Consider the following 13,281-nt stretch of genomic DNA (forward strand, 5'->3'; position numbering starts at 1 on the left):
CAACTGATGGCTCTAGTCCTCTTATTTTTCAAGTCAATTTTTTATCCGCGATTCGGGTTAAATAATAAATATAGAAAATTTGTTATAGACGCTTCGAAACGTCATGGATTTACTCCACATAGTCTAGCAGCTTTAATTCATGCTGAAGCTGCAAAAAAAAGTAATGGAGAATGGGATTCCAAAAGTTTTAATACCACTACAAATGCCGCAGGATTAACACAATTTCTTAAAGGTACTTGGCTTGAACTTTGTAAAAACCAAGAATCTTTAATAGGGCAATATGCTTCAAAAAATAAATATCTTACTGAGGAGCAACTTTTAAATCTTAGATTCAACTCTGAGTTTTCGATTGATGCAGCAGCTGCTTATGCAATTATAAATTTTAAATGGTCAAAACTACCTTATCAAAAATTAACAGAGCCGAGCTCAATAGCTAAATTTGCTTATCTATTACATCATGAAGGAGCTGGAGGTGCGAGGTCATTCATAAACAATAGTTTTTCCCCAGAAAGAGCAAAAATGTTATTGCTTGCACAATTTGGAAATAAGGGTAAACAAAATGCTTTAGATTATTTGAAAAGATATAACAACGATGCAAAAGTTGCTTATGGAATATGGCTAAGAGCATACATCGATGCACATATTAATATTTATGATTATGTATTGGATAAATCTAAAACTTCTGGAATAAATTTATCTTTAGATGAAACAATTAAAATTTTATTGGGGCAAACTTCTTCACCAACACCAACACCAACACCAACACCAACACCAACACCAACACCAACACCAACACCAACACCAACACCAACACCAACACCAACACCAACACCAAGTACCGAAATACAAGAAAATAAAATTGTTGGAGGCAGCGGAATGTGGGTAGATCCTTTAGCAATAAACCAGTTAAGAGTTGCCGGTCTAGCTAATGTAAAAAGTGCTACTTTTGGGAAAGTTAGAAATGGAGGTACTAGAAACCATCAAGGTATAGATTTAGCTGCTGATTCCGGTACAAATATTTTTGCGGTATGTAGTGGGGTTATTGCTATTGCAACAGATAGTGGAAAGGCATATGGCAAAATTATAGTATTAGAAGTAAACATTGATGACTTGCCTGAAAAGCAAAAAACTTATGCATCAAAAAATATTACAAACAGCCAATCAATTTATTTTTTTTATGCACATCTATCTACCATATATGTTGAAAAAGGAGATGTTGTTGATGCTAAGACAATTTTAGGTAAAACAGGTTCTACTGGAAATGCGAGGGGAATGACTACTATATCGAAAGGGGGACATTTGCATTTCGAGGCAAGAAGTTCAGCATTGCTCGGTACAGGCTTGCAAGGAAGATTTGACCCTATTCCTTTTTTTATAACCAAATTGATTTAGGCACTTAAAATATGAAAATACTTAAATCTATAGTAATAATTAGCAGTAGCTTCTTTTCACTATTATGTCACGCAAAAAATATAGATTGGAATGATTACCAGCAAAGTGCTACCCAAATTAAAGAACCAGTTTTATTTCTGGATCAATTTGGTAGATTCTCTCAATTAAATAAAAATTTAAAATTAAGTTTAGTTGATTATGGGGATAAAAACAAAAAATATTCTGGTGGAGATTACATTCTTAAGAGTTATGGCGTCGAAGTTTTAAATAATCAAAAAACTTATATTTTATATCAAGGTACTGTGCCTTTAAAATCAACTGTAGATTTAAAAATACTTTATCAAGATAAAAAAATAGTTGCCTTTCGGATAAGGGAATTTAGTGAATTAGATTATGTGAAAAGACCTTATAAAAAATTTATATCTAACTTTTTTATATATAATAAGTTATCAAATTTAGTTATTGAAGCTCCAGTAGTAAATTCTTCATCTGCTAATTTAGAAAGTGATTACGGGAGTATATTGGCTGGTGATAATTTTTCTTATATTAAAGAAGAGAAAAAATATTTATATAATGCCAATATTAGGGAAAGTAACAGGAAAATTAATGACTATAAATTTATTTTAGATTCAGATTTAAAGTGCTTAACATTTACTCTAGGGTGTGAAAATATTAATTATAGAAATTTTCTTAAAAAATAATTTTTTAGATTGCTACATTATGGAGAATGTAGCAATCACCGACCTTATAAATTTTACCCTTCCAAAACCTCTTCCAGTAACTCCTCACTTGGTGCAAAGTAATACGCACCATCCATTGGAGTCACGAAGTGTAGCAAGCGGTCATGGATCCCATCGCCTGATGTACCAAACATGCGCACTAACATGGCATCAATGATTTTCAGGTCTTTGGTATAAGCAATGAAGAATAGACCTTGGTCACCACGACCATCTCCATAAGGCAGAGAGTGACGTAGAATTTCCATTTCCTCGCCTCCCTCATCTTCAACGACAGTACGAGCAACGTGTGCATTGGCAGGTTTTACATCATCATCGAGCTCAATTGATTCAAGCTTGGTACGACCCATTACTTGCTCTTGAGCATCAACTTTTAGCTTTTTCCATTTTTCTAGGTTATGCGCATAACGCTGTGCAAAAATAAATGAACCATCCTGGAAAATACCGGCATCTTCACCGACTAAAGCCACTTCAGCGCGATCATCCGGGAATTGCGGGTTTTCAGTACCATCGATGAAGCCGGTAATATCACGTCCATCAAAATAGCGGAAGCAGACACGTTCATCCAGCACTTCAACCTGATCGCGAATTCCTTCAAAGAAAGCCTGACTTAAAGCAAAGCAGATATCGGCACGTGCGCTAGCAATATGAATCAGTACATCCGCAGGAACAACAGGCATATCAAACGAACCTTGAATCGGCTCGAGTTGTTTAAAGCCTACAGGAGCTTGGTCATAAAGTTTTGCCCACAGTTCAGGACCAAAAGCCACGCCTGTTTTAATTTGCGCATTAGGATGTTGAGTAATCAGACGATCACGTGTCGTAAATAATTGTTCTAATTGCTCTTTAAAATCTTCAATGCTGAGATCTTTAAGACGTAAAACAATAAAGCGAGCATGATCTGAAGGTAATGGCAAAATTACAGATTGGGCTGTCATTCATGGCTCCTGTAATAAAAGTTCCTGTATTTAATCGAACTATTGTGCCTGAAGCCATACAGGGTGAATAGTATTCAGATTAAATTTTAGCAAGATTTTGATCTGAATATATTTGAAAAGTCATATAATACGCTTCAAATTTTCTATCGAGCAGATTCATGTCCTATCAAGTTTGGTTTGCCTACATGCTGGCCTGTTGGGTGATTAGCATTTCCCCAGGTGCGGGCGCCATTGCTTCGATGTCGAGTGGCCTGAATTACGGTTTTCGACATGGCTACTGGAATGCTTTAGGCTTGCAGCTGGCTTTACTGGTTCAAATCGCCATTGTCGCTGCCGGGGCAGGGGTACTGTTTGCGACATCACCTTGGGCATTCCTGCTGGTGAAATGGTTTGGCGTGGGCTACCTGCTTTATCTGGCATATTTACAGTGGACTGCGCCGATGCAGTCGATTGAGATTCAGCATGAGTTAACCCGTAAGTCAGCGGGGAAATTGGTGCTGCATGGTTTTCTTGTAAATATGAGTAATCCAAAGGCAATTGTGTTCCTGCTTGCGGTATTGCCACAGTTTCTGGATCTGTCCAAACCTCAGTGGATTCAGTACGTGATTATGGCAGCAACCATGGTCACCATTGATCTGATTGTAATGGCGGGTTATACCGGATTGGCAGCGAAAGTTTTAAGATTATTGACATCAGCAAAGCAACAAAAAATATTAAATCGCAGCTTTGCCGTGCTGTTTGCCTGCGCTGCAACCTTGCTCAGTTTGGTGCATCAGGCTTAAACATAAAGGTGCATTACACAAAAATAAAAACAATGTGATGTCGCTAGCTTTTGAATACAAAACATAAAAATAATAAAAGAGGTATTCCTATGTCTGGTCAATTCGACTGCGTGTCTATTATTAAAAAACCAACTATCCACGAGTATGGCTGCTGCATCAGTCATTGCATTCAGTTGCCGGATGGCACTCAAAAAACTTTAGGTGTGTTCCTGCCGACAGAACAGCCGATCGTGTTTGAAACTGCTGTAGCAGAACGTCTGGAAATTATTTCCGGTGAATGTCTGGTGCAGATCGGTGAGGATGCGCATTATCAGCGTTATGTACCAGGACAATCTTTCTATGTACCTAAACATAGTCGGTTTAAACTGTTATGCCGAGAAGTTGTGGATTATGTTTGCCACTTTGAATAGGGGAGTGAACTTACTCAGGTTGCACTTTTAACTGTTCCAAAAAATCTTGCTCGGTCATCACGATAATGCCGTGTTGTTGCAACAGGGCAGCAGTGACGCCTTGACCTTGAATTTTTGTCCCAGTAAATGATCCATCATAAATCAGGTCACTGCCACAAGATGGGCTATTGGCTTTGAGGATGGCATGTGTCACTTGAAATCTTCGGGCAAGATCTAAAGCAGCATAGGCACCTTGAATAAAAGTCTCTGAAATATCTGTACCATTTATATCGAGAACATGAGCGTGGCGCAGCAGTACATCGTGACCATTCCCAGATTGAATCTCGGCAGGTGGGCGGGGGATGGCTAAGCCGCCACTGACTTCAGGGCAGAGACTGACATATTGATCAGGTAGCAGATGTTGCAGCAGTTCCTTGAGCAGACAATCCCGTCCATCGTAACGGACTTTATGACCGAGCAAACAGGCACTAATCAAATAGCGTTTGCTCTGCATGACTTAACTCAGTTTCTTAAACTTCTGTATACAGAAGATCAGGGCAAACAGCACTGACATGGTCAGGACAATGGTTAGACCTGTCGAAGTGTTGAGGCCTGCACTTGACCAGAGACCAACCGTTACCCCAATCTGAGCAATCACGAAGGCCCAGATCACCATTTGTCTTGGTGAGTTCGCCAGCAAGCGAGCCGTCAGTGCCGGAATGACCAGCAGGGCTCCCATTAGAAGTGAACCTACTGCTCGAAGTGCCAATACGGTGAATAGGGCCAGTAGCAACATAAAGATCAGGCGTTGTAATTTGGCATTCACACCTTCGCTGATCGCCATATCAGGATCAATGGCAATTTGGATCTGTGCCTGCCAGCTTTTATAAATCACAGCCAGTGCAACAATAATCACCACAGCAAAAGTGGGTAAATCATTCCAGGAAATCGTCAGCAAATCACCGAACAGATAACTCAGCAGTTCCGGTCTTAAACTCGGTAAATGCTGAATGAACAATAAGCCTGAGCAGAGCAGGGTGGCTGAGCAGAGCGCAAGCAATGCATCGTTCGGTAAGCGAGGATCATACAGCACCCATAAAATAGCCACCAGTAACAGGGCAATAAAGGTTACACCGATCCACAGCGGTAGACTCATGGCACCAGCAATGGCAACACCCAGTAAAGTGCCATGTGCCATGGTATCGGCAAAGAAAGACATACGACGCCACAGCATCAGACAGCCCAGCGGCGCAGTCAGGAACACCAAGAGTGTTCCCATGATCCATGCAGGTAAAAGCAGTTGTAACCAGTCCATCATGGCTTAAGCTTCCGGCTCGGGGTGAATATGCGGTCGTGTATCGTGCTGACAGGGTGTTGCAGAGTCGCCATGGGCACAGTGATCATGATGATGCTGGTAGAACACCCGATTGGTGCCAAAGATCGCTTGATATTCTGGATGCTGCTGCACACTTTCCGGTAATCCGCTACAGCAAATATGTTTATTCAGACAAACCACACGATGCGTACCTTGCATCACCCATTGCAGGTCATGTGAGACCATTAAAATGGCACAGCCATATTTTTCTGGCAGGCTACGCACATATTCATACAGCTCGGCCTCGGATTGGATATCCAGACCTTGCATGGGTTCGTCTAGAACCAGGATATCCGGCTGGCGTAGTAAAGCGCGTGCTAATAATACACGTTGACGCTCACCGCCAGAAAGCTGTTGAACTTTGGAATTTTCCAGCTTGGCAATACCGGTATCACGGATGATTTCAGCTTTAATAGCTGAAGGACATTTCTCGAGTGCCAGCAGATCTTTTACCCGTAGCGGCAAGCTATGTGAAGGATTGAATTTTTGTGGCACATAAGAAAATTTCAGCTTGCGCGCCGTATTAATCTCACCGGATTGCGGTTTCACAATTCCGAGCATAACTTTAATTAAAGTCGACTTGCCGGCACCATTTGGACCAATCAGCGTGACAATTTCTTTCTCCTGCAAAGAGAAGTCAATGGCTTTTAAGATGTCCCGCTCATCGATATTGACCCAAATTTTAGAAAGTTGAATCAGCGGTACGGGAGTTAGGCTTTGTTGCGACACTGCTGACAGATTCCTGAAATCTCAATGATGCTGTGATGGGCACTAAAATCATCTGAGCTTGCCAATGCATCGAGCTGATCCAGTAATCCTTGTGCCGAAGCTTCTGTTACAGCTTTACATTCGGTACAAATCAGGAAAGCCGCTTGGTGGCCTTCACGTGGATGACAGCATGGAATATAGGCATTAATAGAAGTCAGACGGTGAATAAAGCCTTTTTCTAATAAAAAGTCGAGCGTGCGGTATACTGTGGGTGGTGCCGCAGGACGATCACTATTATTTTTAATCTTGGCCAGCAGGTCATAGGCGCCCATGGGACCTGAAGCATTTAAAATCAGTTCGAGGACTTCCTTACGCAAAGGCGTAAGTCGCGCACCAGTCGCTACACACAGGCTTTCCGCTTCAGCCAGGCGTTGTTCCACGTTCGGATGATCGTGTACGCCGTGCAATGCGTTGTGGTGTTCGTGCGAACAGGAACCCATAGTTCACCTCAAGTGCGAAACTGAAATTAAAAGAATTTTAAATCTTATCATGAAGCGTTGTCAGTTTCGATTGGGCATAGGTATTTTTGCAAATTTGTTATATTATAACACTTAGTGTTTTTACCGCGATTTTCTCCCATGTCCCGTTTCTTTGCGTTCTGTACCTTGGCTTTATTGAGTACCTTAAGTTGGTCACAAAGTCTGGTGGTATCTACGCATCCGATTTACCTGATTGCTAAAAAAATTACCCAAGGGGTAGAGCAGCCAACCTTATTATTGGCCAATCAGACTGGACATGACGTCAGCCTGACCCCGGCACACCGTAAAACCATTCAGGATGCGGGGCTGGTGATCTGGCTGGGACAGGCCCATGAAGCGCCTTTGGCAAAAGTACTCGAAGAAAGTAATAAAAGTATCGCAATTCTGGATTCCAGCATTATTAATCCTTTGCCAATGCGTAATCCGCGTGGTGAAGCATTAAAAAATACGGTTGATACACATGTCTGGCTGGACCCAAATAATGCAGTTCGCATCGGTTTCTTTATTGCTGCGCTGCGTTCACAGCAAATGCCACAGTACCGTGAAACTTACTGGAAAAATGCACGTGCTTTTGCACAAAATATGCTGACGACAGCACAACGTTATAGTTCAACTTCCAAGCCACGCCCCTATTGGTCATATCATGATGCCTATCAGTATCTGGAGCGTCCGCTAAACCTGAAGTTTATGGGTGCACTCACCGATGATCCGCATGTGTCACCAACGGTTGCACAGATCAAGTACCTGCAGGATACCCGCGCACAGACCAAAATGTGTCTACTGGCTGAGGGACATGCCAATGCCAATCAGTACAGAAAACTGAACCCGGTAGTTTTCCAGCATGTAGACGAAAGCATGAGTGGAGCAGGGGACTTTATCCAAGGCTGGCAACAATTAGCTGATCAAACGAACAAATGTGTGCTAAATTCTCGATAATGATTAAAAAATGATCGAGTTTTGCTTAGTTTACAAACGATTGAACCATCGAATTTTTCGAAGCTAAGCTCGGGAAAAGATTGCATGTTAAGGGGTGTAACTCTATAATGCCTGCGATTAAAAATAATCATCAGCTAAACTTGTCAAGCATGATTGCTGTGAGTGAATAAATAATGAGCCGAACTAGTCGCTTGATTGACCGACGATTAGCGAAAGCTTTAGTCATCTTGCAAGCAGTAATGATACCCGTTTCAGCGTTGTTAGGTTGGGTTCTGAAGGACACAACCGCAGCCTTGAGTGCAGCCTTGGGTGCATTCGTATGTTGGCTGGCGACCTGCTACTTTAGCTGGCAGTCGTTTCGTGCTGCGGGCGCGCGAGCTTCCAAACAAGTTCTATCGAACATGTATAGGGGCATGCTCGGTAAGTTTGCAATTGTGATTGTTGGATTCATTTTGATTTTAAGCAATGTCAAGCCGTTATCCCCGGTTGCATTGTTTTGTGGTTTTATACTCGTTCAAGCCATGTCGTGGGTCGCTCCGTTTTGGGTGTCACGTCTACAAAGACGAGTTTAAGCGCAGCAAAAATTGAAAAGTTTTTTCAGAAATAAGCGAGATATCAAGCAGCACGCGATATTCGTAAGTTTCATTAGTTTTTGACATTGACCAGGTGTGATTTATGGCTGCTGAAGAACATGCCCTTACTTCGACCGAGTACATCAAGCACCACTTGACCAACATGACCTATGGCAAAATGCCGGACGGTACATGGAAATTGGCCGAGAATGGTGCTGAAGCTCAACAGATGGGGTTCACTGCTATTCACTTGGATTCAATGGGTTGGTCAATCGGCCTTGGTATTCTTTTCTGTTTCATGTTCTGGATCGTAGCGAAAGCTGCAAACTCTGGTGTTCCTACCAAGTTCCAGTCTGCAATCGAAATGATTATCGAGTTTGTTGACTCAAGTGTACGCGATACTTTCCACGGAAAATCGCGTTTGATCGCTCCACTAGCGCTAACCATCTTCGTGTGGATTTTCCTCATGAACTTGATGGACTTGATCCCTGTTGACTGGATTCCTTATATCGCTCAACACGTGATTGGTAGCCTTCTTGGTATTGATCCGCACCACGTTTACTTCAAGATCGTTCCATCTACTGACCCTAACATTACCCTTGGTATGTCATTGTCTGTATTTGCGCTTATCTTGTTTTACAGTATTCGTGAGAAAGGCATTGGCGGTTTCGTTGGTGAGCTTGCACTTAACCCATTTAACCCAAGTAACCCAGTTGCAAAAGCGTTACTCATTCCAGTGAATTTGATTCTTGAATTGGTAACCTTCCTTGCACGTCCAGTTTCATTGGCTCTACGACTGTTCGGTAACATGTATGCGGGTGAGTTAATCTTCATTCTTATCGCGTTATTACCGTTCTGGATCCAGTGGGCGTTATCTGTGCCTTGGGCGATCTTCCACATTCTTGTTATTACGCTACAGGCATTCATTTTCATGATGCTGACTATCGTATACTTGAGCATGGCAAGCGAAAAGCATTAATGGTATTGCCTAACTGTCACGGGATGGTTGGGCACAATTTTTTAACTTAATTTGGTATAAAACCTAACCTCTGAGGAATTATCATGGAACTCACTTTAGGTCTAGTTGCAATTGCATCTGCTATCTTGATCGCTTTCGGTGCTTTAGGTACTGCGATTGGTTTTGGTCTTTTAGGCGGCCGTTTCCTTGAAGCTGTAGCTCGTCAACCAGAATTGGCTCCACAACTTCAAACTCGTATGTTCTTAATCGCGGGTCTTCTTGATGCTGTGCCTATGATCGGTGTTGGTATTGGCTTGTTCTTCATCTTCGCTAATCCATTTGTAGGTTAATCAGCTTAATTCCGAAATTCACTATTTGAGGAATTTGCAATGAATATCAACCTCACATTGTTTGGCCAAGCGATTGCATTTGCGATTTTCGTCGCATTCTGCATGAAGTTTGTATGGCCACCACTAATCAATGCGATTAGTGAACGTCAGCGTAAAATCGCTGATGGCTTAAATGCTGCTGAAAAAGCGAAGGCTGACCTTGCAGATGCGCAAGCACAAGTGAAAGCTGAACTGGACGCGGCAAAAGCACAAGCGGCTCAATTGATCGAACAAGCGAACCGTCGTGCAGCGCAATTGGTAGAAGAAGCTCGTACTCAAGCGTCAGCTGAAGGTGAGCGTATTCGTCAACAGGCTAAAGAAGCTGTTGATACTGAAATCAATTCTGCTCGCGAAGAATTACGTCAACAAGTGGCTGCTCTTGCAGTTGCTGGCGCTGAGAAAATTCTTAGCCAGCAAGTTGACGCAGAAGCTCACAATGCCATGCTGACTCAGCTGGCTGCTAAACTTTAAGAGAGGCGGATTATGGCTGAACTCTTGACGTTGGCACGCCCTTACGCTAAAGCAGCATTTGCTTACGCTTCTGAGCAAGGTACAGCTGACTCTTGGTCAACTGCACTTGAATTGCTCAGTGCTGCGGTGCAAGACGAAGCATTTTCAGCTTATCTAAATCGCCCTGAGTTGACACCTGCTGAGCAGGTGACACTTTTTGCTAAAGTTTTAGGCGAAGACCAAACGCCTGCAGTGTCAAACTTTTTGACAATGCTTGCTGAAAACGCACGTTTGGCTTTGCTTCCTGAAATTGCTGCAGAATATGAACAGCTCAAATCACAGAATAACAATACTGTGGATGTTGTGATTGAATCAGCATTCCCATTGACTTCTGTACAGGAACAACTCCTTACTCACGCATTAGAGAAAAAATTCGAAGCGGCGGTAAATGTTTCTGTAGATGTTAAACCAGAGCTTATTGCTGGTGTGGTTATTCGTGCAGGCGACCAAGTGATAGATGATTCTGCGCTTAATAAGCTTGAAAAAATGCGTACTCGTCTTCTTGCTTAAGAAATAAGAAGACTGAACTTTAAAAAGATTGAGGTATAGCGCAATGCAACAACTGAATCCATCCGAGATCAGTGCGCTCATTAAACAGCGTATCGGCGATCTGGACACCAGCGCGACCGCTAAAAACGAAGGTACCATTGTTATGGTATCCGACGGTATTGTGCGTATTCACGGCCTTGCTGATGCAATGTACGGTGAAATGATCGAATTCGACGGCGGCTTATACGGTATGGCACTGAACCTAGAACAGGATTCAGTGGGCGTCGTTGTTTTAGGTAACTACTTAAACCTTCAAGAAGGTCAAAAAGCGCGTTGCACAGGTCGTGTATTAGAAGTTCCGGTTGGTCCAGAACTTTTAGGCCGTGTAGTAGATGCTCTTGGTAACCCGATTGATGGTAAAGGCCCTATTGATGCAAAACTGACTGATGCTGTTGAGAAAGTAGCACCAGGCGTAATTTGGCGTCAATCAGTGGATCAACCTGTACAAACTGGTTATAAATCAGTAGATACAATGATCCCAGTAGGCCGTGGTCAGCGTGAGTTGATCATTGGTGACCGTCAGACTGGTAAAACAGCTATGGCGATCGATGCGATCATCGCTCAGAAAAACTCTGGCATTAAATGTGTATACGTAGCAATTGGTCAAAAACAATCGACTATCGCTAACGTTGTGCGCAAGCTGGAAGAAACTGGCGCTATGGCGTATACAACTGTTGTAGCAGCAGCGGCAGCGGATCCAGCAGCAATGCTGTTCTTGGCTCCATACTCTGGCTGTACAATGGGTGAATACTTCCGTGACCGCGGTGAAGACGCTCTGATCATCTATGATGACTTGTCTAAACAAGCTGTTGCTTACCGTCAAATTTCATTGCTTCTTCGTCGTCCACCAGGTCGTGAAGCTTATCCAGGTGACGTGTTCTATCTACATTCACGTCTACTTGAACGTGCTTCTCGTGTATCTGCTGACTACGTTGAGAAATTCACTAACGGTGAAGTTAAAGGCCAAACTGGTTCATTAACTGCATTACCGATTATTGAAACTCAAGCAGGTGACGTATCTGCATTCGTACCAACCAACGTAATTTCGATTACTGACGGTCAGATCTTCCTTGAAACATCATTGTTCAACGCGGGTATCCGTCCTGCTGTGAACGCGGGTATCTCTGTATCTCGTGTTGGTGGTTCTGCGCAGACTAAAGTCATCAAGAAATTGTCTGGTGGTATCCGTACTGCACTTGCACAGTACCGTGAATTGGCAGCGTTTGCTCAGTTCGCTTCTGACCTTGACGAAGCAACTCGTAAACAGCTTGAACACGGTCAACGCGTAACTGAGTTGATGAAGCAAAAACAATATGCTCCATACTCAATCGCTGACCAAGCTGTATCAGTTTATGCATCTAACGAAGGCTACATGGCTGACGTAGAAGTGAAGAAAATCGTAGACTTTGACGCTGCGTTAATTGCTTACTTCCGTTCAGAACACGCTGCGTTAATGCAAAAAATTGACGAGACTGGTGCTTGGGATAAAGATATCGAAGCTGAATTCAAAGCTGGTATTGAAAAATTCAAAGCGACTCAAACTTACTAATTTAGCAACTTGCTAGATTGGTGTTGGTTTGGTTCACGGAATCAACCTTCGAGGGCTCGTAAGGGCCTTCGAATACTAGGTTAAGCGTATGGCAAATTTAAAAGAAATTCGCGCCAAAGTAGCTAGTATCAAAAGCACGCAGAAAATTACTCGCGCGATGCAGATGGTAGCAGCTTCTAAGATGCGTCGTGCGCAAGAGCGCATGGCACAAGGCCGTCCGTATGCCGAAAATATGCACCGTGTAATTGCTCATTTGGTACAAGCGAATCCTGAATATAAACACCGTTATATGGTTGAACGTCCTGTTAAGCGCGTTGGCTATATCATTGTGTCTTCAGATCGTGGCCTTGCTGGTGGTTTGAACATTAACCTGTTCAAGAAAGTGGTAAAACACGTTCAACAGCAACAAGAGCAGTCAATTGAAGTTCAATTTGCTTTGATTGGTCAAAAAGCGGTTTCGTTTTTTAAAAACTACGGCGGTAAAGTGCTTGGTGCGACCACTCAAGTGGGCGACACTCCAAGTCTTGAACAGTTATCTGGTTCTGTACAGGTGATGTTAGACGCTTACGATAAAGGCGAGTTAGATCGTATTTATCTAGTATCTAACGGCTTTGTCAACGCCATGACTCAAAACCAAAAGATCGAACAGCTTGTTCCTTTAGCAGCTGCTGAAGAAGACAAGACGCTTAACCGTCAATACGGTTGGGACTACATCTACGAGCCTGAAGCTGAAGAGCTTTTAAATGGCTTGTTGGTTCGTTACATCGAGTCTGTGGTGTATCAAGGTGTGATCGAAAACATCGCGTGTGAGCAGTCTGCTCGTATGGTTGCAATGAAAGCTGCAACAGACAACGCTGGTGATTTGATCAAGAACCTGCAACTTATTTATAACAAGCTGCGTCAAGCCGCGATTACTCAGGAAATTTCTGAGATCGTTGGTGGTGCCGCTGCCGTTTAA

At 42.8% G+C, this 13,281-nt stretch carries 17 protein-coding genes; 12 read left to right on the forward strand and 5 right to left on the reverse strand.

Annotated features, from left to right (window positions below; translation table 11 throughout):
* Window positions 1–6 precede the first annotated feature (6 nt).
* Together FSC11_RS00670 and FSC11_RS00675 are read left to right on the forward strand one after the other, a co-directional pair.
* Window positions 7–1,392, forward strand: coding sequence for a M23 family metallopeptidase (locus FSC11_RS00670; protein ID WP_420867674.1), 1,386 nt, complete (start codon window positions 7–9; stop codon window positions 1,390–1,392).
* A gap of 11 nt (window positions 1,393–1,403) precedes the next feature.
* Window positions 1,404–2,093 (forward strand): hypothetical protein, encoded by a 690-nt coding sequence (locus FSC11_RS00675; protein ID WP_163164562.1) that lies wholly within the window; start codon window positions 1,404–1,406, stop codon window positions 2,091–2,093.
* A gap of 53 nt (window positions 2,094–2,146) precedes the next feature.
* On the opposite strand, the gene FSC11_RS00680 is transcribed toward FSC11_RS00675, so the two are convergent.
* Window positions 2,147–3,067, reverse strand: a complete 921-nt coding sequence (locus FSC11_RS00680; RefSeq protein WP_163164564.1) for a Dyp-type peroxidase — start codon at window positions 3,065–3,067, stop codon at window positions 2,147–2,149.
* 158 nt (window positions 3,068–3,225) lie between these two features.
* On the opposite strand from FSC11_RS00680, the gene FSC11_RS00685 reads away from it, so the two are divergent.
* Window positions 3,226–3,849 carry a LysE family transporter gene (locus FSC11_RS00685; protein ID WP_071320819.1) on the forward strand — a complete coding sequence of 208 codons (624 nt, stop codon included), beginning with the start codon at window positions 3,226–3,228 and terminating at the stop codon, window positions 3,847–3,849.
* An 89-nt stretch (window positions 3,850–3,938) separates the two neighbouring features.
* Entirely contained in the window at window positions 3,939–4,259 is a 321-nt protein-coding gene (locus FSC11_RS00690) for a pyrimidine/purine nucleoside phosphorylase (RefSeq protein ID WP_004895307.1), read from the forward strand.
* Between the two features lie 10 nt (window positions 4,260–4,269).
* Here FSC11_RS00690 and FSC11_RS00695 read toward each other — a convergent pair whose 3' ends face one another.
* Genes FSC11_RS00695 through FSC11_RS00710 form a run of 4 tightly spaced genes read right to left on the reverse strand, consistent with a single transcriptional unit; the run spans window position 4,270 to window position 6,821 of the window.
* On the reverse strand, window positions 4,270–4,752 hold the full coding sequence (locus tag FSC11_RS00695) for a 2-thiouracil desulfurase family protein (RefSeq protein WP_163164566.1): 483 nt from the start codon (window positions 4,750–4,752) through the stop codon (window positions 4,270–4,272).
* Window positions 4,753–4,755: 3 nt separating this feature from the next.
* Window positions 4,756–5,556 carry a zinc ABC transporter permease subunit ZnuB gene (gene znuB / locus FSC11_RS00700; protein WP_163164568.1) on the reverse strand — a complete coding sequence of 267 codons (801 nt, stop codon included), beginning with the start codon at window positions 5,554–5,556 and terminating at the stop codon, window positions 4,756–4,758.
* 3 nt (window positions 5,557–5,559) lie between these two features.
* Window positions 5,560–6,342, reverse strand: coding sequence for a zinc ABC transporter ATP-binding protein ZnuC (znuC, locus tag FSC11_RS00705; protein WP_163164570.1), 783 nt, complete (start codon window positions 6,340–6,342; stop codon window positions 5,560–5,562).
* Window positions 6,324–6,821, reverse strand: coding sequence for a transcriptional repressor (locus FSC11_RS00710; RefSeq protein ID WP_163164572.1), 498 nt, complete (start codon window positions 6,819–6,821; stop codon window positions 6,324–6,326). Before FSC11_RS00710 ends, znuC begins: the two co-directional genes overlap by 19 nt.
* 138 nt (window positions 6,822–6,959) lie before the next feature.
* On the opposite strand from FSC11_RS00710, the gene FSC11_RS00715 reads away from it, so the two are divergent.
* The 8 genes from FSC11_RS00715 to atpG all read left to right on the forward strand — a co-directional run bounded on the left by FSC11_RS00715 (window position 6,960) and on the right by atpG (window position 13,281).
* Window positions 6,960–7,796: a metal ABC transporter solute-binding protein, Zn/Mn family gene (locus tag FSC11_RS00715; RefSeq protein ID WP_163164574.1), complete on the forward strand. Its 837-nt coding sequence runs from the start codon at window positions 6,960–6,962 to the stop codon at window positions 7,794–7,796.
* A 173-nt stretch (window positions 7,797–7,969) separates the two neighbouring features.
* Window positions 7,970–8,368: an ATP synthase subunit I gene (locus FSC11_RS00720; RefSeq protein WP_004814246.1), complete on the forward strand. Its 399-nt coding sequence runs from the start codon at window positions 7,970–7,972 to the stop codon at window positions 8,366–8,368.
* Window positions 8,369–8,471: 103 nt separating this feature from the next.
* Window positions 8,472–9,347, forward strand: coding sequence for a F0F1 ATP synthase subunit A (gene atpB / locus FSC11_RS00725; protein ID WP_004814247.1), 876 nt, complete (start codon window positions 8,472–8,474; stop codon window positions 9,345–9,347).
* A gap of 83 nt (window positions 9,348–9,430) precedes the next feature.
* Window positions 9,431–9,676, forward strand: coding sequence for a F0F1 ATP synthase subunit C (atpE, locus tag FSC11_RS00730; RefSeq protein ID WP_000424060.1), 246 nt, complete (start codon window positions 9,431–9,433; stop codon window positions 9,674–9,676).
* Window positions 9,677–9,715: 39 nt separating this feature from the next.
* The gene (locus tag FSC11_RS00735; RefSeq protein ID WP_004814248.1) at window positions 9,716–10,186 is read left to right on the forward strand and encodes a F0F1 ATP synthase subunit B; all 471 of its coding nucleotides are present in this window, start codon (window positions 9,716–9,718) and stop codon (window positions 10,184–10,186) included.
* Between the two features lie 12 nt (window positions 10,187–10,198).
* On the forward strand, window positions 10,199–10,735 hold the full coding sequence (locus tag FSC11_RS00740) for a F0F1 ATP synthase subunit delta (RefSeq protein WP_163164576.1): 537 nt from the start codon (window positions 10,199–10,201) through the stop codon (window positions 10,733–10,735).
* A 43-nt stretch (window positions 10,736–10,778) separates the two neighbouring features.
* Window positions 10,779–12,323, forward strand: a complete 1,545-nt coding sequence (gene atpA / locus FSC11_RS00745) for a F0F1 ATP synthase subunit alpha (RefSeq protein WP_163164578.1) — start codon at window positions 10,779–10,781, stop codon at window positions 12,321–12,323.
* 88 nt (window positions 12,324–12,411) lie between these two features.
* The gene (gene atpG / locus FSC11_RS00750) at window positions 12,412–13,281 is read left to right on the forward strand and encodes a F0F1 ATP synthase subunit gamma (RefSeq protein WP_004814251.1); all 870 of its coding nucleotides are present in this window, start codon (window positions 12,412–12,414) and stop codon (window positions 13,279–13,281) included.

It is taken from the genome of Acinetobacter schindleri (assembly GCF_010918895.1).
GTDB lineage: Bacteria > Pseudomonadota > Gammaproteobacteria > Pseudomonadales > Moraxellaceae > Acinetobacter > Acinetobacter schindleri.

Coding starts and splice junctions, on each gene's coding strand:
- FSC11_RS00670 (WP_420867674.1), top strand. CDS start 7: ATGGCTCTAGTCCTCTTATTTTTCAAGTCAATTTTTTATCCGCGATTC.
- FSC11_RS00675 (WP_163164562.1), top strand. CDS start 1,404: ATGAAAATACTTAAATCTATAGTAATAATTAGCAGTAGCTTCTTTTCA.
- FSC11_RS00680 (WP_163164564.1), bottom strand. CDS start 3,067: ATGACAGCCCAATCTGTAATTTTGCCATTACCTTCAGATCATGCTCGC.
- FSC11_RS00685 (WP_071320819.1), top strand. CDS start 3,226: ATGTCCTATCAAGTTTGGTTTGCCTACATGCTGGCCTGTTGGGTGATT.
- FSC11_RS00690 (WP_004895307.1), top strand. CDS start 3,939: ATGTCTGGTCAATTCGACTGCGTGTCTATTATTAAAAAACCAACTATC.
- FSC11_RS00695 (WP_163164566.1), bottom strand. CDS start 4,752: ATGCAGAGCAAACGCTATTTGATTAGTGCCTGTTTGCTCGGTCATAAA.
- znuB (WP_163164568.1), bottom strand. CDS start 5,556: ATGATGGACTGGTTACAACTGCTTTTACCTGCATGGATCATGGGAACA.
- FSC11_RS00710 (WP_163164572.1), bottom strand. CDS start 6,821: ATGGGTTCCTGTTCGCACGAACACCACAACGCATTGCACGGCGTACAC.
- FSC11_RS00715 (WP_163164574.1), top strand. CDS start 6,960: ATGTCCCGTTTCTTTGCGTTCTGTACCTTGGCTTTATTGAGTACCTTA.
- FSC11_RS00720 (WP_004814246.1), top strand. CDS start 7,970: ATGAGCCGAACTAGTCGCTTGATTGACCGACGATTAGCGAAAGCTTTA.
- atpB (WP_004814247.1), top strand. CDS start 8,472: ATGGCTGCTGAAGAACATGCCCTTACTTCGACCGAGTACATCAAGCAC.
- atpE (WP_000424060.1), top strand. CDS start 9,431: ATGGAACTCACTTTAGGTCTAGTTGCAATTGCATCTGCTATCTTGATC.
- FSC11_RS00735 (WP_004814248.1), top strand. CDS start 9,716: ATGAATATCAACCTCACATTGTTTGGCCAAGCGATTGCATTTGCGATT.
- FSC11_RS00740 (WP_163164576.1), top strand. CDS start 10,199: ATGGCTGAACTCTTGACGTTGGCACGCCCTTACGCTAAAGCAGCATTT.
- atpA (WP_163164578.1), top strand. CDS start 10,779: ATGCAACAACTGAATCCATCCGAGATCAGTGCGCTCATTAAACAGCGT.
- atpG (WP_004814251.1), top strand. CDS start 12,412: ATGGCAAATTTAAAAGAAATTCGCGCCAAAGTAGCTAGTATCAAAAGC.